Raw genomic sequence first — 23,233 nt, 5'->3', positions numbered from 1 at the left:
GGTGTCAGTGCCGCAGGTGCGCGGCGAGGGCGTCGAGGATCGAGCCGAGCCCGTCGGCTGCCTGCCCCGTCCGCAGTTCGGGAGGGAGCCGGCGCTGGTGGACAGTCAGATCCGTGCCCTCGGCGGCGGGCGTGATGGTCACGGTCGTACGAATACCGGTGACCGGCTCGTCGAACACGAGTTCACGGGGAGCGGCGATGCTCACGTACACAAAGCGCAGTCGCCGGCTGGCGCCGGTGGGCGCCCAGGTGTCGAGGGCGAACTCGCCTCCCGGCCGCAGATCGACGGTCACGGACTCGACCGGCACCCGGGCGTGTGCCCCGCCCCAGAACGCCGCGATGCTCGCCGGTGTCGTGAACGCGGTCCAGACGCGTCCGGGTTCGGCGGCGAGACGGCGCCGGGCGATCAGTTCGTCGCCGGTGAGCTCCGCCCGCGTCATCGCGCCGCCTCATCGCTCAGATGCTGCTCCAGAACGTCGAGCCGGTCGTCCCAGATCCGGCGCTGCTCGTCGATCCACGTGCTGAGCCGGGCGAGCTGGGCGGTTGCCAGCCGGCAGGGCCGCCGGGTGCCGTCCCGTCGTTGCTGCACCAGGCCGCACCGCCGGAGCACGCCGATGTGGTGTGAGATCGCCTGCTGGGTCAGGTCGAACGGTTCAGCGAGTTCGCCGACGGTCGCGTCACCTCGAGCGAGCCGAGTCACCAGAGCACGGCGAACCGGGTCGCCGAGGGCGGCGAAGGCGGCGTCGAGGTCCACGCCGGGAGACGCGGGGTTGGCGGACATGACGTCGACCTTATCGCAAACACTCGTTTTCACAAGCACATGTTTGTTTAATGGCCACCCCGTCGATCTGATAGGCGTTGGAGATGCCCAAAGCTCTAGTCGTCCGCGGCGGCTGGGAAGGTCATCGGCCGGTCGAAGCCACCGGCCTCTTCCTGCCCTTCCTGACTCAGAACAACTTCGAGGTCCGGATCACCGACTCCACGGCCGTCTACGCCGACGCCCCGACCATGGCCGAAACCGATCTCATCGTGCAGTGCGTGACCATGTCCTCGATCGAGCAGGAGGAGCTCGCCGGGCTCCGCGCCGCCGTCGCGGACGGCTGCGGTTTCACCGGCTGGCACGGCGGCATCGCCGACTCCTTCCGCGCCTCCTCGGACTATCTGCAGCTGATCGGCGGCCAGTTCGCCACCCACCCCGGCAAGGAGCCGGCCCGCCGCACCGGTGACGAGACCGACAACTTCCTCACCCACACGGTCGACTTCACCCCGCTCGGGCGGGAACACCCGATCACCGCGGGCCTCGACGACTTCACGCTCACCACCGAGCAGTACTGGGTGCTGCACGACGACCTCATCGACGTCCTCGCCACCACCACCCACCCCGTACAGCCGTGGCATCCATGGCACCGTCCGATCGCCTCGCCCGCCGTCTGGACCAGGCGGTGGGGTGCGGGACGGATCGTCGTCACCACCCCCGGGCACAGCCTCGACGTGCTGGAGAACCGCTCCGTCCGTACTGTGATCGAAAGGGGCATGCTGTGGGCGAGCCGCACCGCGTCGGCGTCGTAGGCGCCGGATGGATCTCCGGCCAGTACCTGGACACCCTGCGTGACCACCCGGCGCTGGCCATCGCCGCGGTGGCCGACCTGGACGCCGGGCGCGCCGCGTCGGTCGCCGCCGGCATCGCCGGCTGCCGCGCCCTCGCGGTCGACGATCTGCTGCGCGACGACTCCATCGGCACGATCCTCAATCTGACGATTCCCGCGGCACACGCTTCGGTCGCGCTGGGTGCCATCAAGAACACCAAGAATGTGTACGGGGAAAAGCCGCTCGCCGGAGACATGTCCTCGGCGCGTGCGGTCCTGCGGCGGGCCGCCGAGGTGGGCGTGGCGGTCGGCTGTGCTCCGGACACGGTGCTCGGTACCGGTGTGCAGACCGCCCGCGCGAGCGTCGACGCCGGGCTGATCGGCCGGCCGCTGTCCGCCGTGGCGGTGATGGCCACCCCGGGCCACGAACGCTGGCACCACCATCCCGATTTCTACTACGTGCCCGGCGGCGGGCCGCTGCTCGACATGGGTCCCTACTACGTGACCGCCCTCGTCCATCTGCTCGGCCCGATCGCCGCGGTGACCGGTGCCGCCTCCCGGCTGCGCACCACGCGGGCGATCGGCTCGGGCCCGCGCACGGGTGAGCAGATCCCGGTCTCGGTGGACACCCACGTGACCGGGGTCCTGCACCACGTGAACGGCGCCCTGTCCACGATCACCACGAGCTTCGACGCGGTACGCACCACGGCCGCCCCGATCGAGGTGCACGGCGAGACCGGCAGCCTCGCGGTGCCCGACCCGAACCTGTTCGCCGGTGAGGTCCGCCTCTTCGAGCTGGGGGCGCCCGAGTGGCGGACCGTGCCGCCGTCGGCGGGATATGCGGACGCCGGCCGGGGCATCGGGCTGATCGACATGCTCACCTCCCCGTCGCCGCGGGCGAGCGGCACCCTGGCCATGCACGTTCTCGACGCCATGACGTCGCTGCTGCGCTCGGCCGGCGAGGGCCGCCGGATCGAGCTGACCACGACGGCCGAGCGGCCCGGCCCCGTGCCGCTGACCCCGGCCGCGAAGTGGCGGTCCTAGCGAGCTGGTTTCAGGAGGCGCGGTGCAGCCGGGCGCAGGCCGCAGTCGCGGCGGAAGTCGTCGATCGTGGCGGCCAGCAGGTCGTGGAGGAGGGTGTCGGGGGCGCCCGAGCAGGATCGGGCGATGCCTTCGACCGAGTAGTGCACGGCGGCTCGGGCGCCGCGGTCGCGGAACGCCCGCAGCGACACCGGGATCTCGGCTGTGTATCGCTCGGCCCAGCGGGTGGCGAGCGGCACCTGCGCCAGAGCCCGCGCGCCGATGGCATCGAGCTGATCGGGCGCCGGGCCGCCGAGGTCGCCGAGCAGGCGACGGGCGGTCAGAACGGTCACTGCCATCGCGCGCTGCCGTTCCTCGGCTGCGACCGGGAGGGCGGTGGCCGCGGCGCGCAACGCGATCCTCAGGTCGGCGCGTACGTCATCGCTGGTCAAACCGACCACCGAGGGCACCAGTTCGATCAGCCGGCGCCGGCCCTCGTCCGAGGTGTAGTCGTTGACCATGCGGGCGAGGTGTGCCAGCAACGGATGTGTGCAGGCGGGGTGGTCGGTCCACGGCTCCCCGGCGAGGTATGACGCGAACTCCATGAAACACGCACCTCGGCGCGGATGCCGGTGCTTGCCGCGCGACAGTATCGGCACCAGGTCCGGCGTACGAAGATCTATGCCCCACACGACGCCCTCCATCGATTGACGGCTCTTCGGCCAGTATCGCCCCGGACGGCCGTCGCTGCCGATGGGTCCGATGTGACGATGAGCAGATGAACCACCGCATCCTCGTCACCGGCGCCCGCCGTGGGATCGGCGCGGCTCTCGCCCTCGGGCTCGCCCGCCCCGGCACCACCCTGCTGCTGCACCATGTCGGCGCGGCCGAGCAGGCCGGCACGGTCGCAGAACGATGCCGTGACCTCGGCGCCGAGACCGAAATCCTCGACGCCGACCTCGCCGAACCCGCCGCCGTCGCCGATCTCGCCCGGCGTGCGGGCGACGTCGACGTGCTGATCAACAATGCGGCCCGGGCCTCGAACGTGGCGATCGAGGCGATGACCGTCGACGAGTGGCAGGCCACCTTCGCCGTCAACGTCACCGCGCCCATGCTGCTCGCCCAGACACTCGGCTCCGCCATGGCGGAGCGCGGCTGGGGCCGCATCATCAACGTGGTGTCACCGACGGTCGTCCTGGGCGGCCCGTCCGGTCCCGCCTACGTGTCGAGCAAAGCGGCGCTGATCGGGCTGACCCGGTCGCTGGCCCGCGCCCTCGGCCCCGGCGGCGTCACCGTCAACGCCCTCTCCCCCGGCGCGGTCCGCACCGAGGGCGAGGACGAACTCGCGGCAACGACCGGCCGCGACACCGCCGACCTCCACACGCCGGTGGTGGCACGGCAGGCGATCCCCCGCGCGCTGGTCCCGGAGGACCTGGTGGCGACCGTACGCCTGCTGGCCTCGGACGGCTCGGCCGCGCTGACCGGTCAGGTCCTCGAAGTCGGCGCCGGACTGGTCTTCCGCTGACGGTTCCCAGCACATTCGCAAACGGCGGTGCCAACCTTCTGCCTCACGCTGCCGGCGGCCGCGCCCTGACGGCCGCGGCTACTGGAACCGCCGGAGTTCGGTGACTGGGTGGGGAGGCGCATCGGTCGGCTCGGGACCGGCGGTCAGGAGGCGCAGGGCCTTCTCTGACGGCGAGCCGGGGGCGGCGTGGTAGATGGTCAGCGACTGGTTGTCGTCGTCGGGGAGCGAGAAGGTCTCGTAGTGGAGGGTCACGTCGCCGGTCAGCGCGTGGCTGATGCGCATGGGGCCGTGAGTCTTGCGCTTGACGTCGTGTGCTGACCACATCCGGCGGAAGTCGTCGCTGCGGGCGGTGAGTTCCTCGAGCAGAGCCGTGAGCGCCGGGTCGTCCTGGTTTCGGCCGGCGTACCACCGTAGGTGGCCCACCACATCGGCCGCTTTGGTTTCCCAGTCCGGGAAGAGGTGGCGTGACCGGGGATCCAGGAAGGTGATGCGGGCCCAGTTGCGGTCCGGCTCGGCACGTGATTCCCAGTCGCCGAAGAGCGCACCAGCGGGAGGGTTCCAGGCGAGCACGTCGCTGCGGCGCCCCCAGATGTACGCCGGCGTGCCGCCGATCGCTCGCAACATCGTCAGCAGTTCGGGACGTACCCGCTGGCGCTCGGCCGTGGGTGATCGCCTGCCGTGACCCGCCCGGGCCAGGTGCAGCAGGTGGGCGTGTTCCACGCCGGAGAGCTGGAGCGCCCTCGCGACCGCGTCGAGCACCTCGGCCGAGACGTTGCGGCCGTTGCCCTGCTCGAGACGTGTGTAGTACGCCACCGACACCCCGGCGAGCCCGGCCAGTTCCTCGCGTTTCAGCCCGGGAACCCGCCGGCGCCGGCCGAACTCGGCCAGTCCCAAGTCGGCGGGCTTCAGCCGGGCGCGCCGGGTGCGCAGGAAGTCGCTCAGTTCCGTGCGAGGGTCGAGATCGGCGGCCACACGGCACAGTATGCGTCAGAGTTCCCGCAGGTGACACCGGTCATAACACTGCCGGACGTAGGCAAAGCCGAGGCTGGCCGACGACCGGCAGACGGCGCAATCTGGGCCCGGTGACAGCTACCGCGCTTCCTTCCGTACGCAATAAGGCACGCCTGCCCGGCAAGGCGCTCCTCGGCCTCTTCCTCGCCGGGTTCGCGGGCATCCTCACCGAGTGCCTCCCGGCCGGCCTGCTGCCGGAGATGGCTCGCACCCTGGACACGAGCGTCGCGCTCACCGGCCAGCTCGTGACGCTCTATGCCGCCGCGACCGCGCTGGCGGCGATCCCGCTGATCCGGCTGACCAGGAACTGGCCGCGCAAGCGGGTGCTCCTGCTCGCGCTGGGCGTCGTCGCGGTCACGAACGTTCTCACCGCGCTCTCCAGCGACTTCACCCTGACCCTGGTGATCCGGTTCGTCGCCGGCCTGGCCACGGGGCTGGTGTGGCCGTTGCTCGGAGGCTGTGCCGCCCGCATCTCGCCCGAGGGGCGCCAGGGACGCGCGATCGCCATCGCGCTCGCCGGAACCCCCGTGTCCCTGGCCGTCGGCATCCCGCTCGGAACCTGGATCGGGGACTTCGGCGGCTGGCAGACCGCGTTCCATGCCGCCACCGCACTCACCGTGCTGACGATGCTGTGGATCCGGTTCACGCTGCCGGACCTGCCCGGCCTGCCGCCGGACCGGCGGCATCGGATCTCGCAGGTCCTCCGCATCCCCGGGCTGCGCACGATCCTGGCGGCGCTCGCCGCCTACATGGTCGCGCACAACATCCTCTACACCTACATCGCCGACTTCCTGGACCACGTGAGCTTGAGCAGCCGTACCGGCTGGGTGCTGCTCGCTTTCGGTGTCGCCTCGGTGCTCAGCGTCCAGGTGGTCGGCGCGCACATCGACCGGCACCTCCGCGAACTCACGGTGGGCAGCACCGCGGTCTTCGCCGCCGCTGTGCTGGTACTGGCCCTGCTCAGCGACATGCCCGCGCTGATCTACGTCGCCGCCGCGGCCTGGGGTCTCGCCTTCGGAAGCTCACCCAGCCTGTTCATCGGCGCGGTGATCGAGGCTGCCGCGGACGCGTCCGAGGTCGCCCAGGCGATCACCGTCACGGTTTTCTCCGCGTCCATCGCGATCGGCGGACTTGCCGGCGGGCTCCTCGTGGCGGGTCTCGGCACCCCGTCGATCACCTGGTCCGCACTGGTGCTCCTGCTGGTCGCGGCGGTTCTCGTCATCGGCGGCACGAAGTCCGCCTTCCCACGCAAGGCTTGAGGACCGGAAAGCTGCGGGCGTGGACTCCTCAGGTCGGTGAGCAGTCCTCGATTCGGGTAACGATAGGGGGATCATCGAGCGGAAGAGGAGCTGATCATGGCATTGCCACCCGTTGTCGATCAGGCGGCCTGGCGCAAGGAACTGGACGAGTTGCGGGCCCGGGAGAAGTTGGCGACCAGGGAGCTCGACGCGATCGCCGCGCAGCGGCGCCGGCTGCCCATGGTGCGTATGCCCGACTACACGCTGGTCGGGGCCGAGGGACCGGTCCGGCTCGTCGACATCTTCGACGGCAGGTCGCAGCTGATCGTTTACAACCACATGTGGCAGCCGGGCGCCGAGTGGCAGTGCGGCGGCTGCACCAGCCTCACGTCGTCGTTCACCCGGCTGGGATTCCTGGACAACTACGATGCGCGCTTCGTCATCGTGACTCAGGGGAAAATCGAAGAGGCTTTAGCGTACGCGGAACGCGTCGGCAACACGATGACCTGGTATTCGACGGCCGACAGCCCGTTCGGCGCCGACGTGGACGCACCGCCCGGCGGCGGGTTCGCGATGAACGTCTTCCTGCGCGACGGTGACACCGTCTACCGCACGTGGCACACCACGGGACGCGGCGTCGAACTGCTCACCTACACCTTCCCCCTCGTCGACGTGCTGCCCTATGGCCGGCAGGAGGACTGGCAGGACTCGCCGGAGGGATGGCCGCAGTCACCGGCGTACAGTGGCTGGCTCGACTCGCCCGATGTCGCCCGCCTGTACGGTCCCCGCGATGGATCGCCGGGCGCCGTCTCGCCGTGAGGCACTGTCGATCCGGCCGGGTGGCGGCTCCGGTGAGCCGCCACCCGGCGGACAGGCTGACGGATCTGTGTGGCTGGTCAGGAGGCCGGGATGATCCGGCGGGTCTCGTACGCCCACATCGCGATCTCGACCCGGTTGCGGGCACCGAGCTTGGCCATCAGGCTCGCCAGGTGCGTCTTCACGGTGCTGAGGCTGATGTAGAGGGTGTCGGCGATCTCGGTGTTGGTCAGCCCGCGGGCCACGGCGATGAGCACCTCGTCCTCGCGGGCGGTGATCGGGCTGATCGGCTGGGCGGCGGGCCGGCCGGCCGGGACGTCCGCGAAGGTCTGCAGCAGGCGGACGGTGACGCTCGGGGCGATCAGCGCGTCGCCGGCGGCGGCCGATCGCACGGCCTGGACCAGTAGGTCCGGTCCGGCGTCCTTGAGCAGGAAACCGCGGGCCCCGGCGCGCAGCGCACCGTAGACGTACTCGTCGAGGTCGAACGTGGTGATCACGACGACGACCATCGGATCGGGTACGCCGGGTCCGGCCAGCAGCCGGGTGGCCTCCAGCCCGTCCAGCTCGGGCATGCGGATGTCGAAGAGGCAGACGTCAGGGCGCAGGTCCCGGGCCAGGCGAACCGCCTCGCGCCCGTCGGACGCCTCACCGACGACGGCCACGTCGGGCTGGGCGTCCAGCATGACCCGCAGGCCGGTGCGGATGACGGCCTGGTCGTCAGCGACGAGTACGCGAATGGGCACGGCGTTCCGTCACTCCTCTCGGTAGTTCGGCCTCCACCTGCCAGCCGCGGTCGGCGCGCGGACCGGCCTCCAACTGCCCGCCGAGGAGGGCGGCCCGCTCGCGCAACCCGGTCAGACCGTATCCGGCGCGTCCCCGGCCGGCGCGGGCGCCGTCGTCCGTGACGGTCACCCGGACCTGCCGCGGTTCTCCGACGACGCGGACCACGACCTCGGTGGCGTCGACCGCGTGCCGCATCGCGTTGGTCACCGACTCCTGCACGATGCGGTAGACGGCGGCGTCCACCGCCGGCGACAGGGCGGCCAGCTCGCCGCCGAGATCCAGGTCGACACGCAGGTGGCTCGCCGAGCGGCCGAGCAGGCGCCGCAGGTCGCCGACACCCGCCTGCGGGGCGAGCTCGGTGGCGCTCCCGCTGTGGCGCAGCGCGGCGACCATGGCACGCATCTCCTCCAGCGTGCGGGCGCCCTCCTCCTCCACCCCGTCGAGGGCCTCGACCGCGGCGGCCGGGTTCGCGGCGGCCGCGACCCGGCCGGCCTGGGCGCGGATCACCATGGCGGAGACGTGGTGGGCGACCGTGTCGTGCAGCTCCCGGGCGATCCGTTCGCGCTCGACGGAACGGGCCCGCTCCATCTCCCGTTCGCGGGCGGCCGCCCAGAACCGGACGGATGCCCCGATCACCGCGGGCATGCACAGGAAGATGAAGCCGCCGATCTGATCGCCGACCGGGACGTCGTCGGTGGTCACCCCCAGCACGAACATGGCGAGGAGCAGCACACCACTCAGGACGATCTCGCGTCCTGATCCCCATCGCGGCACGGCGTAGACCAGGGCGAGCACGACCAGGCTGGAGTTGAGCCCGACCGGCTCCGGCGCGGCGAGGACCAGCGAGGCCACCTGCAGCGCGATGATCGCGCCGAAGCCGCCCGCGGCCGCCGCCAGCGGGTGGGTCCGGCGCCACAGGGTCACGACGCACAGCCAGGCCGCGACGGCCACCGCCACCGGCCGCCAGACGACATCGGTACGCACCGCGGTCTCCACCACGACACCGCCGAGGCCGGCGCCGACCAGGACCCAGTCCCGCCAGACCCGGGCCGGGACGCCGGGCGGCCGCAGTTCGGTCCAGAAGGCTCTCAGGTCGTCACGCAGCACGCTTCCAGCCTAGGGATCGCGCCCCGGCGCGCATCGGCCGAAAGAACGGTGCGCCGCTCGGCTCGGGGACCGACGGATCGGCGGCTCACGGGCCGATGCCCCGGACTCGCATCGCGACGACTCTCGTCATCGACACCGACGACTGGAGATTCCGATGCTTTCCCGAACCTTGTACCGATGGGGTGCCGGCGCCGCGCGCCGGCCCTGGCGGGTGATCACTGTGTGGTTGGTGGCCGCGTTCATCGCGGTGGCCGGCGCGACGGCGTTCGGCGGCCGGACCGCCGACGAGATGACGGCGCCGGGACTGGACTCCCAGCGTGCCGCGGAGCTGCTCGAGCGCGCGGGAACCGGCCAGGAGGGGATGACCGCCCAGGTGGCCGTCACTCCGGCCGGCGCGGGCACGACCTTCTTCGCCGACGGCGCCGCACGGGACGCCCTGGTGCGCTTGCAGGCCGAACTGCGCGCCCTTCCGCAGGTGCTGTCGACGAGCGAAACGGCGGCCGCGCTCGGCCAGGGGCCGCAGGCGGCCGAGGCCGGGGGCCTGATCTCGGCCGACGGGCGGATCGCGGTGATCCGGGTGCAGTACCCCGAGCAGAGCCGGCTGTCGGGTGCCGACCTCGACGCCCTCGTCGAACTCGGCGACCGGCTGCGCGGCGAGCTGCCACTGCGCATCGAGATGGGCGGGGCCCTGTTCTACGCCTTCTCCGAAGCCGATGCGGGTGCCGGCGAACTGGTCGGGCTGCTCGCCGCCGCGACGATCCTGTTCCTGGCGTTCGGCTCGTTCACGGCCGCCGTGCTGCCGATCGGGATGGCGCTGTTCGGCCTGACCGTCGGCGTGAGCACCATGACGGTGCTCGCGCGGGCGATCGAGATTCCGACGTTCGCGCCGGTGCTCGGGAGCATGGTCGGGCTGGGGGTCGGCATCGACTACGCGCTGTTCGTGCTCGCCCGGCACCGGGAGTACCTCGGCCGCGGGATCGCGCCGCCCGAGGCGGCCGGGCGCGCGGTGGCCACCGCCGGGCGGCCGGTGATCTTCGCCGGTGCCACGGTCGTGGTGTCCGTTCTCGGCATGGCGGCCGCGAACGTGCCGTTCATGACCATGGGTGGTATCGCGGTGTCGCTCGTGGTCGCGATCATGGTGGTCGCGTCGGTGACGCTGCTGCCGGCGCTCCTCGGCCTCACCGGCCGCCGCCTGGCCCGGGTCAGCCGGTTCGCCCGGCGGCGCACCCCGGCGACGGCCGGTGCGCAGGGCCGGTGGCAGCGCTGGATCGCGCATGTCAACCGGCACCCGGTGCTGTACGCACTGGGCTCCACCGCCCTGCTGGTGGCGGCGACCCTGCCGGTGTTCAGCCTGCGGGTCGGCCTGCCCGACGACGGGTCGATGCCGACGAGCCGCACCGAGCGCCGCGCGTACGATCTGGTCGCCGAGGGTTTCGGGCCGGGCACGAACGGACCGCTGGTGATCGCGGTGGACCCCGCCGGTGCCCCGGACGTCGTGGACCGGCTGGCCGCGGCGGTCGCGGCGGATCCGGGCATCGCCTCGGTCACGCCACCCCGGGTCGATCAGGCCACCGGGATCGCGACCCTGGTGGTGTTCCCGACCACCGGCCCGCAGCAGCAGGCCACCGCCGACACTGTCGCCCGGCTCCGCGCCGAGGTGCTCCCGGGCGTGGTCCGTGCGGGGCCGGCGAGCGCGCACATCGGCGGCGCCACGGCCAGCCTGTCGGACGTGGGCGAGCGGACCAGCCAGCGGCTGCCCCTGTTCGTCGGCGCGGTGCTGGCGCTGTCGTTCGTACTCTTGCTGGTGGTCTTCCGGTCTGTTCTGGTGCCGCTGAAAGCGGTCCTGCTGAACCTGCTCAGCATCGGCGCGACCTACGGCATCCTGGTCGCGGTGTTCCAGTGGGGGTGGGGAGCGCCGCTGATCGGGCTGGAGTCCACGGTGCCGATCGTGTCGTTCATCCCGATGTTCCTGTTCGCCATCCTGTTCGGGTTGTCGATGGACTACGAGGTCTTCCTGCTGTCCCGGGTCCGCGAGGAGTACCTGCGCACCGGGGACAACGGCACCGCGATCGTCCGGGGCATCTCGAGCAGCGCCCGGGTGATCACCTCGGCCGCTCTCATCATGGTCGCGGTGTTCCTGTCGTTCGCCGTCGCGAGCGACCCGTCGACCAAGATGTTCGGCCTCGGCCTGGCCACCGCGATCCTCGTGGACGCCACGGTCGTGCGCATGGTGCTGGTCCCGGCGACCATGACGCTGCTGGGCCGGGCCAACTGGTGGCTGCCGAGCTGGCTGGACCGGCTGCTCCCGCACAGCCCGGACAGCTTCGACGCGGACGACCCCGACCCCGAGACGGGCCGGGTCCTCGCCGCGGTGCGCTGAACCCGGGTCCGAGCCGGCATGCCGTTCCGCGAAACCCGCACCCCGTGATTCGTTGACGCTCGCTAGGCTCGTGGGCAGGGGTCACCACGGGCAGAGGAGCGGCGATGACCGGTAATCCTTCCAGCCGACTACGAGCCATGATCGATCACGTCGTGGGAGCGGACGCGGTGTCAGCGCTGCGCCGGCAGATCTCCGAGCAGGAGAGCCGTGCCGCTGTGCAGCCCGATCTGCACCGCGTCGCTCCCACCCTCCGCAACCTCAAGGACCGGGCCACCGGACGACCCCGCTGACCATGCCCGGCGGCTATGCGGGATCGACCTTGACGAGGGTCCCGGAGGCCTCGTCCCTGACGTAGGTGCGCATGGCGTTCTTGGCCAGCTTCTGCTCGACCGCCGACTGCAGGTCGACGCCGGTCATCTCAGCCAGCGACATGACGTAGATGGCGATGTCGGCGAGCTCCTCGCCGAGGTTGCCGTGCCTGCGGCGCCAAGCATCGAAGGCTTCGGCAACCTCGCCCTGCAGGAGGCAGAACTCAAGGGGCACTTCGCTGGTGTTGAATCCCTTGGCCAGCTTGTTCTCCCAGGTCAGCTGCTGGGCGGACCTGATCTCCAAGGCGTGCCTCCGGATGTCGGCGGGCTACAGCCGGGAAAGCTTATCGGGCTCGGGCGCCGCTGAGCCTGACCGGGTTGACGCGCCCGGGCGACCATCGGCGGGTTCCGGCCACTGCGCAGATCATCACGATCATGCTTTAGGTGGCATTATCATGATTTGTGGCAGAGGAGCTGCTTTACCGTAGCGAACGAACGTCCGTCCTCCGCCAGGCCGCGAGCGAGGACGCCGGTTCTCTCGTCGGTAAGCGGGCCTTCGGTCCCGGGGCGGTTCGGCGGATCGAGCGGGAACGTACCGTGCTGCGGCACCTCGCCGGTGTCCCCGGGGTCCCGCGGCTCGCGGATCGTCAAGCTCGCCAGATGCTGATGCTGCTCGACGACGGCGGCCGGTCTCTTGCCGGCCTGCGATTGCCGGCAGACCGCCTGGTCGAGGTCGCGCAGAGCCTGACCGCCACCGTCGCGGCGCTGCATCACGCCGGTGTTCTGCACCTCGACATCACGCCCGCCAACGTCGTGCTGCCCGGATCCGGGCCGCCGGTGCTGATCGACTACGACCTCGCGCAGATTCTCTCGGCTGAGTCGGTGGCGACCGCTCCACCCGACGAGCCGGTCGGAACCCTGGGGTACCAGGCGCCGGAGCAGACCGGCAGACTGCGGTTGCCGACCGACCGGCGCACCGACCTCTACAGCCTCGGTGCCACCCTGTACGCGCTGGCCACCGGTGAACCGCCGTTCCCCGGCGACGACCCGCTCGAGGTCATCCGGGACACGCTCGTTCGCAGCCCGGCCGTACCCACCGAACTCAACCCACGGCTCCAGCACGCCGTCGGCGAAATCATCATGCGGTTGCTGGAGAAGGATCCTGACCGGCGCTATCAGAGCGCCGAGGCGCTCGCCCACGACCTCGGCTGTTTCGACGAGCGCCCGGCCGGCCGGTGGCACGTGGGCGAACACGATTTTCCTCCCATCCTGACCGGCCCCAGCCTCCTGGTCGGGCGGGACGACGAGCTTCGCCAGCTGACCGAGGCGCTCGATCGGGCACAGGCCGGCCGCACCCCCGCCGTATTCATCGGTGGCCCGGCCGGGATCGGCAAGAGTTCCCTGGTCGCCGCGCTCCGGCGGATCACCACGGCCCGGGACGGCTGGTTCGTCACCGGAAAGTACGACCAGTTTCGTACCGGCACCGGCACCGGCGGCATCCGGCGCGCCCTGGCGGAGCTGGCCGGTCTGCTGCTCGCCGAGCCGGAACCGGAGACCACCGCGGAACGGCGCCGCCTCACCGCCGCGCTCGCCGCGAACGTCGAAGTGATCGTCACCGCTGTCCCGGAGCTGGCGCCGCTGCTCGGAGCCTGCTCCGAGCCCAGCGCCGACAACCCCGGCACCGCGCAGGCCCGGACCACCACCGCGATCGTCGCCCTGCTGAGGACCGTGGCCGAACAGCGCCCGGTCGTAGTGGCGATCGACGATCTGCAGTGGGCGAGCGGTTCCTCGCTGCAGATCTTCGAGGCGATCCTGTCGGCCGGCCCGATCCCCGGCCTGCTCGTCGTCGGCACGTACCGTGACCATGAGGTCGGCCCCGAGCACCCACTGACGTACCTGATCGCCCGCAACGAGAACAGCGGCAAGATCGGGCCGCAGGTCCGGCTGAGCGGTCTCGGCCTGAGCGGCCTCGTCGAGCTCGTCAGCGCCGTGCTGCGCATGCCGCGGGCAGCGGCGACGGACCTGGCGACATTGCTGCACCAGCCGAGCGCCGGAAACCCGTACACGACGGTCGAGCTGCTCAACGGGCTGCGCGCCGACGGTCTGCTCGCCCTGCACCGCGACGGCTGGCGCTGGGATCCGGATGCCGCCCGTACGTTCCTCGCCCACCAACCTGTCCCGGACCTGCTGGCCCATCGGCTCGAGCGACTGCCCTACCCGACCCGCCGGGTCCTGGCGGCGCTCGCCTGCCTCGGCGGCAACACCCAGGCGGTACTGCTCGCCGCTGCTCTGCGCATGCCGATGCCGGCCCTCATCCAGCACCTCGCTCCCGCCGCGGCGGCTCGCACGGTCCTGGTCGACCAGCTCGGGTCGACAGTGGGCACGGTCCAGTTCCGGCACGACCTCATTCACCGGGCCGCCCATGATGCGCTCGACCAGCATGAACGTGACGTGCTCCAGCTCGGCATGGCCCGCAACCTCGCCGGCCGCGACGACGCCCGGCAGGAGGCGGCTGAGCAGTACCTCGCCGTCGCCGGCAAGCTCGACGATCCGCGCGAACGGCGAACCGCCGCGCAACTGCTGCACGCGGCCGGCCGCAGGGCCGCCCAGCTCACCAACTTCGTGGTCGCCGAGGAGCTGTACCGGTGCGCCGATCAGCTGGCGCCGTCCGACGCGATCGCCGTCGACCGGCACGCCACCCTGTACTGCCTCGGCCAGCTCGACGACGCCGACGACGTGTATCTGGCCCTCATCGACCGCTCCCCCGACCTGCTGGCCCTCGCCGCCGCCACACCCAACCAGATCAACAGCTTGACGCAACGCGGCGCCATCGCCGCCGCCGTCAACCTCGGGTTCCGGGTCCTCAGCCGATTCGGCATCACCGCGCCCGCCGACCTCGAGCAGTACGTCGAGGCCGGCATCGACCGGCTGTACCGATGGGCGGACCGGATCGAGGCCGGGCAGGCAGGCACCACCGAGACCACCGACGCCCGTATCATCGCCGCCGGCCGGGTGATCAACCGGATGCTGGCCCCGGCCTTCCACTTCGACCCGCTGCTGCACGCCTGGCTGGTGCTGCAGGCACAGGAGCTCTGGGAACGGCACGGCGTCTGCGCGCCGCTGGTCGGCACCATGGCCGCCGCGATCTGCGTGACCATCGACCGGCGCGACGACTACCGCACCGGCTACCGGCTGACCTCCCACACCATCGGCGTCGGTCAGGCACTCGGCTACCACGCCGACACCGCCGTCGCCCGCTACATGCACCTGTGCCTGGCCGCGCCCTGGTGCGAACCCATCGAGACCATCGTGGAGGCCGCCTGTCAGACCCGCGACGAGCTGCTCGCGTTCGGCGACGTCCAGGTCGCCAGCATGCTGGCCAACCGGCTGCTGCCGCTCCTGGTGGACTGCGGCGACACCCTGGAGGCCGCCGCTGACGAGGTGGGCCCGTTCCTGGCGTTCGCCGAGCGGACCGGCAGCCGCTTCGCGGCGCTGTCCATGGTCGGTTACCGGCAAATGATCTTCGCGTTGCAGGGCCGAACCGGCCACCGCGACGAGCACGAGCACCTGGCCGAGGTCTCCGCCTCCCCGGTCGGGCTGGCCACACACCACACGAACCGCGCCGTGGTAGCGATGTTGTTCGGTGACGCCGCGATGCTGGAGGAATCCTCCGCCGCGGCCATGGCCGGCTGTCAGGCGATCCGCGGTTTCTACCACTCGATGCTGGCCCGGGTGACCCGCGCGGTCAGCCTCGCCCACCGGATCCGCACCGGTGACGCCGGCCCGGCGGTGACCGCCGAACTCGAAGACGTCCGGCGGTGGCTGGCCCGGCGAGCGGCCGACTGCCCACACAACTTCCGGCCGCTGCTGTGCCTGGTCGAGGCCGAACGCGCCTGGGCATACGGCGACGTGCCCACGGCGATCCGCGAATACGACGCCGGGCTCAGCCAGGTGTCCGGGCGCCCCTGGCACCGGGCCGTACTCGCCGAACGCGCGGGCCTGTTCCATCTGAGCCAGGGACTCGAACACGGCGGTCGCCGCCTGCTGACCGAGGCCCTCGACGCGTACCGCCGCTGGGGCGCCGACGGCAAGACCGACGCCCTGTCGGCGGCACACCCGTTCCTGCGCACCACCCCCGCCGCCGGACCGAACGGATCCGGCGGCGCGGCACTGCCGATCGATCTCATGGCCATCCTTCGTGCCTCGCAGGCACTCAGCTCGCAGACCTCCGTCCAGGCCCTGCAGGCACACGTCGGTGACCTGCTCAGCAGCATGACCGGCGCCACCGCCGCGCACCTGGTGCTCCAGCACCAGGAGACCTCGCACTGGTACCTGTCGGCCATCGCCGGCCCCGGCCGGGCACGCCCGGCGATCCCCCTCGCCGACCTCGCCGGCGGCGACCCGGCCGTCCCGGGCGACAGCCATCTTCCGCTGTCCGCCATCCGTTACGTGTTGCGCACCCGGGAACCGCTGCTGGTGGCCGACGCCATCCGCGATGACCGGTTCCGTCACGACCCCTACCTGTCCGGGCTCGACCTGTGCGCGCTGCTGGTCGTTCCGGTGGCCAGCCACAACGTGGCCCATGCCGTGCTCGTGCTGGAAAATCACCAGCAACGCGGCGTCTTCTCGATCGACCGGCTGGAAACCGTACGACTCATCGCCGGCCAGCTCGCCGTGTCGCTGGACAACGCCATCCTCTACGACTCGCTGGACACCGCCGTGCGGTCGCGCACCGCCGATCTCGCCGCCGCCAACCAGCGCCTCGCCGACAGCGAACGCCGGGTTCGATCGCACTTCGAACACGCCGCCGTCGGCCAGGTCATCCACGGCACCGACGACCGTGTCGAGGAGGCCAACCCCGCCTTCCTCGCCATGAGCCGCACCACTACCGCGAAGTTGACCGGCACCAAGCTGACCGACCTGTTCGCCCCTCCCGACCGCGCCGCTCACCGGCGGGACCTCGACAAGATCATTTCCGGGCGGCGGCAGCTGATCAGTCGCGAACTCACCCTGCTGCGTACCGATGGCAGCCCCCTCGCCGCCCAGGTGACGGTGTCGGCGGTTCGCGACGCCGACGGCCACCCCGTCCACCTCGTGAGCATCCTGCAGGACGTCAGCGCCCGCAAAGCCGCCGAGGCCGCCCGCGACGCCGCCCATCTCGAGCTCGCCGACCGCAACCGCGAGCTGGAGGCCGCCAACCAGCTCAAGTCCGACCTGATCGGCATGCTCGGCCACGAGATCGGGAACCCACTCGCCATGATCCTCGGGCACGTCGAGCTGGCCGCCACCGACGACGACCTGCCCGAACCCGTCGCCGAGGTCCTCACGAAGATCCACCGGAACGCGAGGCGGCTCGACACGATCGTCAACGAGGTCCTCGCGCTGGTCCGGATCGACGCCGGCCGGCTCACCGCGCTACCCAGCCCGACCCTGATCGCCCACCACGTCGACGCCGCCCTGACCGCGGCGGCCGCCGACATCCCCGTCAGCTGCCCACCGGACCTGGTCGCCCTCGTGCAGCCCAGCCACCTCGACCACATCCTGACCAACCTGATCAGCAACGCCACCAAGTACGGCGGCGGCGCCACCGCGATCGTCGCCCGGCCGGAGTCCCGAACCGTCGTCGTCGAGGTGCACGACGAGGGCCCCGGCGTCCCACCGGACTTCCGCGACCGGCTCTTCGACCGCTTCGCCCGCGCCGGCACCACCGCGGCGACCGCACCCGGCACCGGGCTCGGCCTCTACATCGTCCGCGAACTGGCCCGCGCCAACGGCGGCGACGTCTCCTACCGTCCCGCCCCCGGGCACGGCTCGGTCTTCGTACTCACCATGCCGCTCCCCCAGGACAGCGAACCAGAACCGGCGCGCTCGCCATCCCCGTCGCCGCCGGCTGACGCGCTCGTCTGATCAGCGGGCGCTGATCACCGCGTGGGCGATCGCGTCACGTTCCGCGGCTGCCTGGGCGGCCTCCGCCTGCTCCTGTGCCATCCGCCGGTCGTAGGCGGTGCGGGCCGCGGCGATCTCGCTCTGGTGACTCTCGGTCCACGTCACGAGGGCCTTGATCGTCTCGTGAAGTGTGGAGCCGAGGTCGGTCAGGGCGTAGTCGACGCGTGGCGGGACCTTGGCGTGGACGGTACGTGAGACCAGGCCGTCGCGTTCCAGGTGACGCAGCGTCTGGGCGAGCATCCGCTGGCTGATGCCGTCTATGGCGCGCTTGAGCTCGGTGAAGCGCAGCGTGTGCCGGTCCAGCAGAGCGATCACGAGCAGTGACCACTTGTCCGCCACCCGGTCCAGGATCTGCCGGACCTCGCAGTCCTCTCGGGTGTCCCACTGGAAGACGTCGTAGCCGGAGCCGGTTACCTCGCAGGAACCGGGTGTGCCGTAAGTGCCTTCTTCCACGGTTCCCAACAGTGCCCGACGATCCACTCAGTTACCAAACGGAACCGGAAGGATCCCAATGAACTCACGGGCATGGGGCGTCCTGCTCGTCCTGAGCGGAGCGATCTTCCTCGAGGGCATCGACGTTGCGATGTTCAACGTCGCGCTGCCCGCCATCCGCGACGACCTAGGCCTGAGCACCGGCGCCCTCAGCGGCGTGGTCAGCGCCTATGTGCTCGGGTACGCCGGGTTCATGCTGCTCGGTGGCCGGGCGGGAGACCTGCTCGGCCACCGCCGGGTGTTCCTGATCTGGCTGACCGTCTTTCTCCTGTTCTCCGGCCTGGGCGGGTTCTCCAGCGAGGCCTGGCAGTTGCTCGCCGCGCGGTTCGTCACCGGTGTGGCCGCCGCCTTCATGGCACCGGCGGGGCTGGCCCTGGTGATCAGCACGTTCCCGGCCGGCCCACCACGCAACCGGGCGCTCGGCATCTACGCCGGAACCGCCGCCGGCGGCTTCTCCCTGGGTCTGGTGGCCGGCGGTCTGCTCGCGCCGGCCGGCTGGCGCTGGGTGTTCTTCGCCCCGGTGATCCTCTCGGCACTGATCCTGGCCGCGGCGATCCCCCTCCTGCGCAGCGTCACCGCGCCGCGCACCCCGGCCGGGCCTCGGGAGCGAGGCTTCGACCTGACCGGCGCCCTGGCCGTCACCGCCGCGATGCTGCTGCTGGCCTACAGCGTGGTGCGCCTGGAGCACGGCTTCGACGCGATCACCGCGATCACCGTGCTCGCCGCGCTGGTGGCCCTGGCGGCATTCGTCCGGGTCGAGAGGAGGGCGGCGAGCCCACTCGTTCGCCTCGGCATCTTCCGTACGCCGAACCTGCTCCGGGTCAACGCCGGCGCCTTCCTGTTCATGGGGGCGTTCGCCGGCTTCCAGTTCCTCGTCACCCTTTATCTGCAGGAGCTTCGCGGCTGGACACCGCTGCAGACGGGCTTGGCGATGTTGATCGTCGCCATCGACACGATCCTGTCCCCGACGGTGACTCCCCGGCTGGTCAACCGCTTCGGCACCATGAAGGTCATTCTCTGCGGCCTGCTCTGCGCGACGGTTGGCTACGCGCTGTTCCTGCCGGTCGCCGCCGATTGGACGTACTCCGTCATGCTGCCCACCATGCTGTTGCTCGGGCTCGCCTTCTCGCTCGCCTACGGCCCGCTGACCACGGCGGCCGTCGCCGGCGTTGCCGAGAGGGAACACGGCTTGGCGGGCGGCCTGCTGTACACGTCGTTCCAGTTCGGCACGGCGATGGGGATCTCGGCGGTCAGCGCGGTCAGCACTCAGCTCACCCTCGACTCGATCCGCGCCGGCCTCGTCGTGCCCACCGCGGCGGTCCTGCTCGCTGTCCTGATCGTCGCGAGCGGCCCGCAGAACCACCGGCCTACCATTCAGGCGGGGTCTCGCGGAGAGGAGATGGCAACGCGTGAGTGATCACGACGTTTTTCTCGCTGACTGCCCGGCCCGCACGACGCTGGCGCTGGTGGCTGACACCTGGTCCGTCGTCGTGGTGTTCGGGCTGGGCAGCGGCCCGCACCGCTACAGCGATCTTCGCGAGCGGATCGGCGGGATCAGCAAGAAGATGCTCACTCAGACGCTGCGCAAACTCGAGCACGCCAACCTCGTCGAACGGCGGGTGCTGCCGACCGCGCCCGCCGGTGTCGAGTATCAGTTGACGCCCTTGGGCAAGAGCCTGCTCGAGCCGGTGTCGGTGCTCGCCCGGTGGGCTGAGGAGCACGCCGAGGAGCTGGCCGGAGACGACGGCGCCTGACCGCTGGGGCACCGGTTGGTGCCCCACGGCTGTTTAGCGTCGCGGCCATGAAGATTGGTGTTTTCGGTGCCGGGGTGATGGCCGACGCGCTGGGTTCGCGGTGGGCGGCGACGGGCCACGAGTTGATGGTCGCCGGACGGACGACGGAGAAGGCGGAGGCACTCGCCCGGAAGTGGGGCGGCCGTGCCGGCAGCTTCCCGGAGGTGGCCGAGTTCTGCGACGTCGCGCTGATCGCGGTGCTGTACCAGGGCATGCCGTCGACGTTGGCGGAGATCGGTGACGGGTTGCGCGGCAAACCGATCGTCGACTGCAACAACCCCGTCGAGATCGACCATTTCACGCTGGTCACCGACCCGGGGCGGTCGATGGCTCAGGAGATCGCGTCAGCGACCGGCGGTCACGTGGTCAAGGCGTTCAACCTCTCCGAGGCGTACGTGTGGCGAATGGCGGAACCGGTGTTCGACAACCGCCGGCTGGTGGTTCCCTACTGTGGCGACGATCCGTCCGCGCTGGAGGTGACCAGGCAGCTCGTCGCCGAGCTCGGCTGCGACCCGCTGCGGATCGGCGACCTTCGCCACGCCCACCACCTCGAGGCCATGGCGGCGATCGTGATCTCGTTGCTGTTCGGCGGACGCGATCCGTCCACCACGTTCAACCTTGTCGACCGGGCCTCCGCCGGCGCCGGCCAGGGGTGACGGGCGGCGGCCACCAGCGCGGGTTGCACTGGTGGCCGCCGGGTTCACGTACGGTATTGCTTTGGGTTTGAAGATCTAGGGGTACGCGACGACGTTGCGCGGGGTGGTGTTGCCGGCGGGGTTGGGCACGGAGCCGCCGGTGTCGTTGACGACGTTGGCGATGGTGCCGACGTCGCCCAGGGAGACGGTGAGGACGCTGCGCAGCCGGACGCCGGAGCGGTTGGGCACCTCGAACGCCCGGTCCACCCGGACGCTGGGGTTGACGTTGAAGTAGGCGTAGGAGCCACCGCCCCAGAGCTCGTGATCGGTGACGGCGTCGGCGACCTTGTAAGCCGCGTAGCCGTTACCGCGAGGCCCGATCCAGGCGGCCTGGTTGGGCACGTCGTAGGGCTTCTCGTTCTGGAAGAAGATCGTCTTCCCGCGGTTGCCGTTCCAGATCACCTCGTACTTCTGGTAGTGCTCGACGAACAGGCCGGTGGCGAGGACGTCGTCGCCGTTCACGATGAGGCCGGTGTCGCCGGTGTTGACCGTCCAGCCGGTGGGTGCGCCACCGTGGTCGGCCCGCCAGGCCCAGATGTGGTCGATGATCGTGTCGTCGCTGTGCACGGTCAGCGTCGTGGTGGCCTTACCCTGCACGCTGCTGCCGATGCGGAAGAAGACGTCCTGCAGGCTGATCGGGTTCGCGGAGTGGTCGGTGTGGACACCGGACCGGCCGACGCTCATCAGCGTCGCGCTGTTCGTCGTCCCGGCGTCGAACGTCAGGCCGCTGACCTTGACCCCGTCGACGTCGGCGACGTTCAGGGCCTCGACACCGCCGGTCGGAATCAGGGTCGGGAAGCCGATGCCGGTCACGACCGTGTTGGCGCGGGTGACCCGGATGGTGTCGTTGAGGCTGTAGGTGCCCGGGGTGAAGAACAGGTTCAGGCCCTGGGCGAGCGCGGAGTTGATCCGGGCGGCGGTGTCACCGGGCTTGGCGACGTAGAACTCCCGCATCGGGATCGAGGTGCCGGCGGTGTTCGGCCAGCTGGCACCGGCGGAGTTGCGCCGCAGACCGGGCACGAAGACGCGGTAGTTGCCGGCGCTGTCCACGTACAGATAAGGCTTTTCCCGGGTGACCGGCGTGGTGGCGAGGGTGGTGTGCGGCGGGTTCGGGAACGCGTTGGCCGGGGCGCCCTGGACGCCGGAGTAGACCATGTTCCAGACGCCGCCGTCCCAGCGCGAGATCCGGCTGTCCCGGGTGTACCACTGCTGCTGCGAGCCGGAGGAGACGACACCGTCGACCACGGAGTCGGCCAGGTAGCCGCCGCTGGAGTAGCCCTGCCCGACGTCCTGGTTCGACGGCGCCAGGGTCAGGTTGCCCTTGATGTGCACGCGGCGCATCGGGGCGGCCTGCGAGACGGCCCAGCGGTTGGTGCCACCCTCGGGCACGATCGACAGGTTCTCCATGCTGCGCCAGAAGTTCTGGGTCGCGTTGGCCTCGTCGCCGTAGTTCCAGCCGGAGTCCACGTTGACGGCGCCGTTGATCGTCACGTCGTCGGGGTTGAGACCGAGACCGGCGACGGTGGTGTAGAAGCCGACGTTGGCCCAGACCCGCCCGTAGGTGCCGGGCTTGAACAGGAAGACGTGACGCTGGCTGCCGAACTGCGCGGTCGAGCTGCGCAGCTGGGCGTTGAACGCCGAGTCCACCGCGGACTGGATCGTCGACGCGGCCGTGCCCGGCTCGAAGATCCGCACGTTCGGGCCGAAGTCGGGCCGGTCGGAGGTCGGCAGGGTCGGGGTGCTGGGGGACGGCGACGGGCTGGTGGTGGTGCCGCCGAAGACCTGGAACTCCCAGAGCGAGTAGCCGTACGGGGTGGCCCGCGTGGTGCCGTTCATCCGCACGTACCGGCCGCTGCCGGTGACGGTCAGGGTCTGGACGCCGGCCCGGCCGGTGGTGACCGGGGTGATGTTCGTCCAGGTGGAACCGTTCGGGGAGGTCTGGATAGTGAAGGCCGAGGCGTAGGCGGCCTCCCAGTTCAGCACGACCTGGGTGATCGACTGGGTGCTGCCCAGGTCGACCTGCAGCCACTGCGGGTCGGCGAACGTGCTGGACCAGCGGGTTCCGGTGTTGCCGTCGACGGCGTTGGACGCGGCGAACGAGGCGTTCTCGACGGACGAGGCGGTGGCCGGCCTGCCCTGTGACAGCAGGGTGTCCGCGGCACTGGCGGTGTTGGCGACCGAGACGACGGTGATGCCGAGGGTTGCGGCGACGGCGGCGCTCAGCGCGACCTGCCTACGGCGTCGAAGCTTCTGCGGTGGTGGGGAAGTCAGTGTCGGGGGTGTCATCTGTTCCTGCCTGTCGGACGGGGGTAGCACAGACCAGAGAGCGCTCTCCACGGAATTGTTACTACGCTGTTGCCACTCGTCAATATGTCGAGAACAAAGCTCTGGTTCCGGAACCTAATCCGGTCCTTCGAATAGTTAATTGAAAAAAGTTTCGCGGAAAACTGTTATTCGGCGTTGCGGCCGGTGGCCCGTACGGCCATCGAAAGCACCCGATGGGCCGATCCCCGGTGGACTCGTCGCCTCCACAA

At 70.8% G+C, this 23,233-nt stretch carries 20 protein-coding genes; 11 read left to right on the top strand and 9 right to left on the bottom strand.

Annotated elements, in window-relative coordinates; all coding sequences use genetic code 11:
• Positions 1-4 precede the first annotated feature (4 nt).
• Both AB0M02_RS34790 and AB0M02_RS34785 read right to left on the bottom strand, forming a co-directional pair.
• Positions 5-439: an SRPBCC domain-containing protein gene (locus AB0M02_RS34790; RefSeq protein ID WP_364234812.1), complete on the bottom strand. Its 435-nt coding sequence runs from the start codon at positions 437-439 to the stop codon at positions 5-7.
• Positions 436-780, bottom strand: a complete 345-nt coding sequence (locus tag AB0M02_RS34785; protein ID WP_364234810.1) for a metalloregulator ArsR/SmtB family transcription factor — start codon at positions 778-780, stop codon at positions 436-438. The genes AB0M02_RS34790 and AB0M02_RS34785 overlap by 4 nt, the downstream gene beginning before the upstream one ends.
• 77 nt (positions 781-857) lie before the next feature.
• Here AB0M02_RS34785 and AB0M02_RS34780 point away from each other — a divergent pair, with 77 nt between their 5' ends.
• Both AB0M02_RS34780 and AB0M02_RS34775 read left to right on the top strand, forming a co-directional pair.
• On the top strand, positions 858-1,568 hold the full coding sequence (locus AB0M02_RS34780; RefSeq protein ID WP_364234808.1) for a ThuA domain-containing protein: 711 nt from the start codon (positions 858-860) through the stop codon (positions 1,566-1,568).
• Positions 1,538-2,629: a Gfo/Idh/MocA family oxidoreductase gene (locus tag AB0M02_RS34775; RefSeq protein ID WP_364234806.1), complete on the top strand. Its 1,092-nt coding sequence runs from the start codon at positions 1,538-1,540 to the stop codon at positions 2,627-2,629. Before AB0M02_RS34780 ends, AB0M02_RS34775 begins: the two co-directional genes overlap by 31 nt.
• Here AB0M02_RS34775 and AB0M02_RS34770 read toward each other — a convergent pair.
• Entirely contained in the window at positions 2,626-3,210 is a 585-nt protein-coding gene (locus AB0M02_RS34770) for a hypothetical protein (RefSeq protein ID WP_364234803.1), read from the bottom strand. The two genes, AB0M02_RS34775 and AB0M02_RS34770, sit on opposite strands and share 4 nt — an antisense overlap.
• 173 nt (positions 3,211-3,383) lie before the next feature.
• Here AB0M02_RS34770 and AB0M02_RS34765 point away from each other — a divergent pair, with 173 nt between their 5' ends.
• Positions 3,384-4,130 (top strand): SDR family NAD(P)-dependent oxidoreductase, encoded by a 747-nt coding sequence (locus tag AB0M02_RS34765; RefSeq protein ID WP_364234801.1) that lies wholly within the window; start codon positions 3,384-3,386, stop codon positions 4,128-4,130.
• Positions 4,131-4,208: 78 nt separating this feature from the next.
• On the opposite strand, the gene AB0M02_RS34760 is transcribed toward AB0M02_RS34765, so the two are convergent.
• The gene (locus tag AB0M02_RS34760; protein WP_364234799.1) at positions 4,209-5,102 is read right to left on the bottom strand and encodes a helix-turn-helix transcriptional regulator; all 894 of its coding nucleotides are present in this window, start codon (positions 5,100-5,102) and stop codon (positions 4,209-4,211) included.
• A gap of 110 nt (positions 5,103-5,212) precedes the next feature.
• On the opposite strand from AB0M02_RS34760, the gene AB0M02_RS34755 reads away from it, so the two are divergent.
• Positions 5,213-6,400, top strand: a complete 1,188-nt coding sequence (locus AB0M02_RS34755) for an MFS transporter (protein WP_364234797.1) — start codon at positions 5,213-5,215, stop codon at positions 6,398-6,400.
• A 96-nt stretch (positions 6,401-6,496) separates the two neighbouring features.
• Positions 6,497-7,198 (top strand): DUF899 family protein, encoded by a 702-nt coding sequence (locus AB0M02_RS34750; protein ID WP_364234795.1) that lies wholly within the window; start codon positions 6,497-6,499, stop codon positions 7,196-7,198.
• 77 nt (positions 7,199-7,275) lie between these two features.
• On the opposite strand, the gene AB0M02_RS34745 is transcribed toward AB0M02_RS34750, so the two are convergent.
• Both AB0M02_RS34745 and AB0M02_RS34740 read right to left on the bottom strand, forming a co-directional pair.
• Positions 7,276-7,938: a response regulator transcription factor gene (locus AB0M02_RS34745; RefSeq protein WP_364234792.1), complete on the bottom strand. Its 663-nt coding sequence runs from the start codon at positions 7,936-7,938 to the stop codon at positions 7,276-7,278.
• The gene (locus tag AB0M02_RS34740; RefSeq protein WP_364234789.1) at positions 7,913-9,085 is read right to left on the bottom strand and encodes a histidine kinase; all 1,173 of its coding nucleotides are present in this window, start codon (positions 9,083-9,085) and stop codon (positions 7,913-7,915) included. Before AB0M02_RS34740 ends, AB0M02_RS34745 begins: the two co-directional genes overlap by 26 nt.
• Positions 9,086-9,314: 229 nt before the next feature.
• On the opposite strand from AB0M02_RS34740, the gene AB0M02_RS34735 reads away from it, so the two are divergent.
• Together AB0M02_RS34735 and AB0M02_RS34730 are read left to right on the top strand one after the other, a co-directional pair.
• Complete coding sequence (locus AB0M02_RS34735) at positions 9,315-11,465, top strand: MMPL family transporter (RefSeq protein WP_364234786.1); 2,151 nt, start codon at positions 9,315-9,317, stop codon at positions 11,463-11,465.
• A gap of 104 nt (positions 11,466-11,569) precedes the next feature.
• Positions 11,570-11,755 carry a hypothetical protein gene (locus AB0M02_RS34730; protein WP_364234783.1) on the top strand — a complete coding sequence of 62 codons (186 nt, stop codon included), beginning with the start codon at positions 11,570-11,572 and terminating at the stop codon, positions 11,753-11,755.
• A 13-nt stretch (positions 11,756-11,768) separates the two neighbouring features.
• On the opposite strand, the gene AB0M02_RS34725 is transcribed toward AB0M02_RS34730, so the two are convergent.
• Entirely contained in the window at positions 11,769-12,077 is a 309-nt protein-coding gene (locus AB0M02_RS34725) for a MazG-like family protein (protein ID WP_364234780.1), read from the bottom strand.
• A 356-nt stretch (positions 12,078-12,433) separates the two neighbouring features.
• On the opposite strand from AB0M02_RS34725, the gene AB0M02_RS34720 reads away from it, so the two are divergent.
• A complete protein-coding gene (locus AB0M02_RS34720) occupies positions 12,434-17,680 on the top strand; it encodes an AAA family ATPase (RefSeq protein WP_364234777.1) in 5,247 nt (1,748 codons plus the stop codon).
• Here the strand turns inward: AB0M02_RS34720 and AB0M02_RS34715 are convergent, their stop codons facing one another.
• On the bottom strand, positions 17,681-18,070 hold the full coding sequence (locus AB0M02_RS34715; protein ID WP_364234875.1) for a helix-turn-helix domain-containing protein: 390 nt from the start codon (positions 18,068-18,070) through the stop codon (positions 17,681-17,683).
• Positions 18,071-18,230: 160 nt separating this feature from the next.
• On the opposite strand from AB0M02_RS34715, the gene AB0M02_RS34710 reads away from it, so the two are divergent.
• Genes AB0M02_RS34710 through AB0M02_RS34700 form a run of 3 tightly spaced genes read left to right on the top strand, consistent with a single transcriptional unit; the run spans position 18,231 to position 20,660 of the window.
• Complete coding sequence (locus tag AB0M02_RS34710; protein WP_364234775.1) at positions 18,231-19,628, top strand: MFS transporter; 1,398 nt, start codon at positions 18,231-18,233, stop codon at positions 19,626-19,628.
• Positions 19,621-19,965 (top strand): helix-turn-helix domain-containing protein, encoded by a 345-nt coding sequence (locus AB0M02_RS34705; RefSeq protein WP_364234773.1) that lies wholly within the window; start codon positions 19,621-19,623, stop codon positions 19,963-19,965. The genes AB0M02_RS34710 and AB0M02_RS34705 overlap by 8 nt, the downstream gene beginning before the upstream one ends.
• 47 nt (positions 19,966-20,012) lie before the next feature.
• Positions 20,013-20,660 carry an NAD(P)-binding domain-containing protein gene (locus tag AB0M02_RS34700; RefSeq protein ID WP_364234771.1) on the top strand — a complete coding sequence of 216 codons (648 nt, stop codon included), beginning with the start codon at positions 20,013-20,015 and terminating at the stop codon, positions 20,658-20,660.
• Between the two features lie 75 nt (positions 20,661-20,735).
• Here AB0M02_RS34700 and AB0M02_RS34695 read toward each other — a convergent pair whose 3' ends face one another.
• Positions 20,736-22,985 carry a discoidin domain-containing protein gene (locus tag AB0M02_RS34695; protein WP_364234770.1) on the bottom strand — a complete coding sequence of 750 codons (2,250 nt, stop codon included), beginning with the start codon at positions 22,983-22,985 and terminating at the stop codon, positions 20,736-20,738.
• Between the last annotated feature and the right edge of the window lie 248 nt (positions 22,986-23,233).

The organism is Actinoplanes sp. NPDC051861 (assembly GCF_040681145.1).
Lineage (GTDB): Bacteria > Actinomycetota > Actinomycetes > Mycobacteriales > Micromonosporaceae > Actinoplanes.
Note: the sequence above shows the minus strand (reverse complement) of the source record. Positions and strands in the feature narration are given on the sequence as shown.

Coding starts and splice junctions, on each gene's coding strand:
- AB0M02_RS34790 (WP_364234812.1), bottom strand. CDS start 439: ATGACGCGGGCGGAGCTCACCGGCGACGAACTGATCGCCCGGCGCCGT.
- AB0M02_RS34785 (WP_364234810.1), bottom strand. CDS start 780: ATGTCCGCCAACCCCGCGTCTCCCGGCGTGGACCTCGACGCCGCCTTC.
- AB0M02_RS34770 (WP_364234803.1), bottom strand. CDS start 3,210: ATGGAGTTCGCGTCATACCTCGCCGGGGAGCCGTGGACCGACCACCCC.
- AB0M02_RS34765 (WP_364234801.1), top strand. CDS start 3,384: ATGAACCACCGCATCCTCGTCACCGGCGCCCGCCGTGGGATCGGCGCG.
- AB0M02_RS34750 (WP_364234795.1), top strand. CDS start 6,497: ATGGCATTGCCACCCGTTGTCGATCAGGCGGCCTGGCGCAAGGAACTG.
- AB0M02_RS34730 (WP_364234783.1), top strand. CDS start 11,570: ATGACCGGTAATCCTTCCAGCCGACTACGAGCCATGATCGATCACGTC.
- AB0M02_RS34720 (WP_364234777.1), top strand. CDS start 12,434: ATGCTGATGCTGCTCGACGACGGCGGCCGGTCTCTTGCCGGCCTGCGA.
- AB0M02_RS34710 (WP_364234775.1), top strand. CDS start 18,231: ATGAACTCACGGGCATGGGGCGTCCTGCTCGTCCTGAGCGGAGCGATC.
- AB0M02_RS34700 (WP_364234771.1), top strand. CDS start 20,013: ATGAAGATTGGTGTTTTCGGTGCCGGGGTGATGGCCGACGCGCTGGGT.
- AB0M02_RS34695 (WP_364234770.1), bottom strand. CDS start 22,985: ATGACACCCCCGACACTGACTTCCCCACCACCGCAGAAGCTTCGACGC.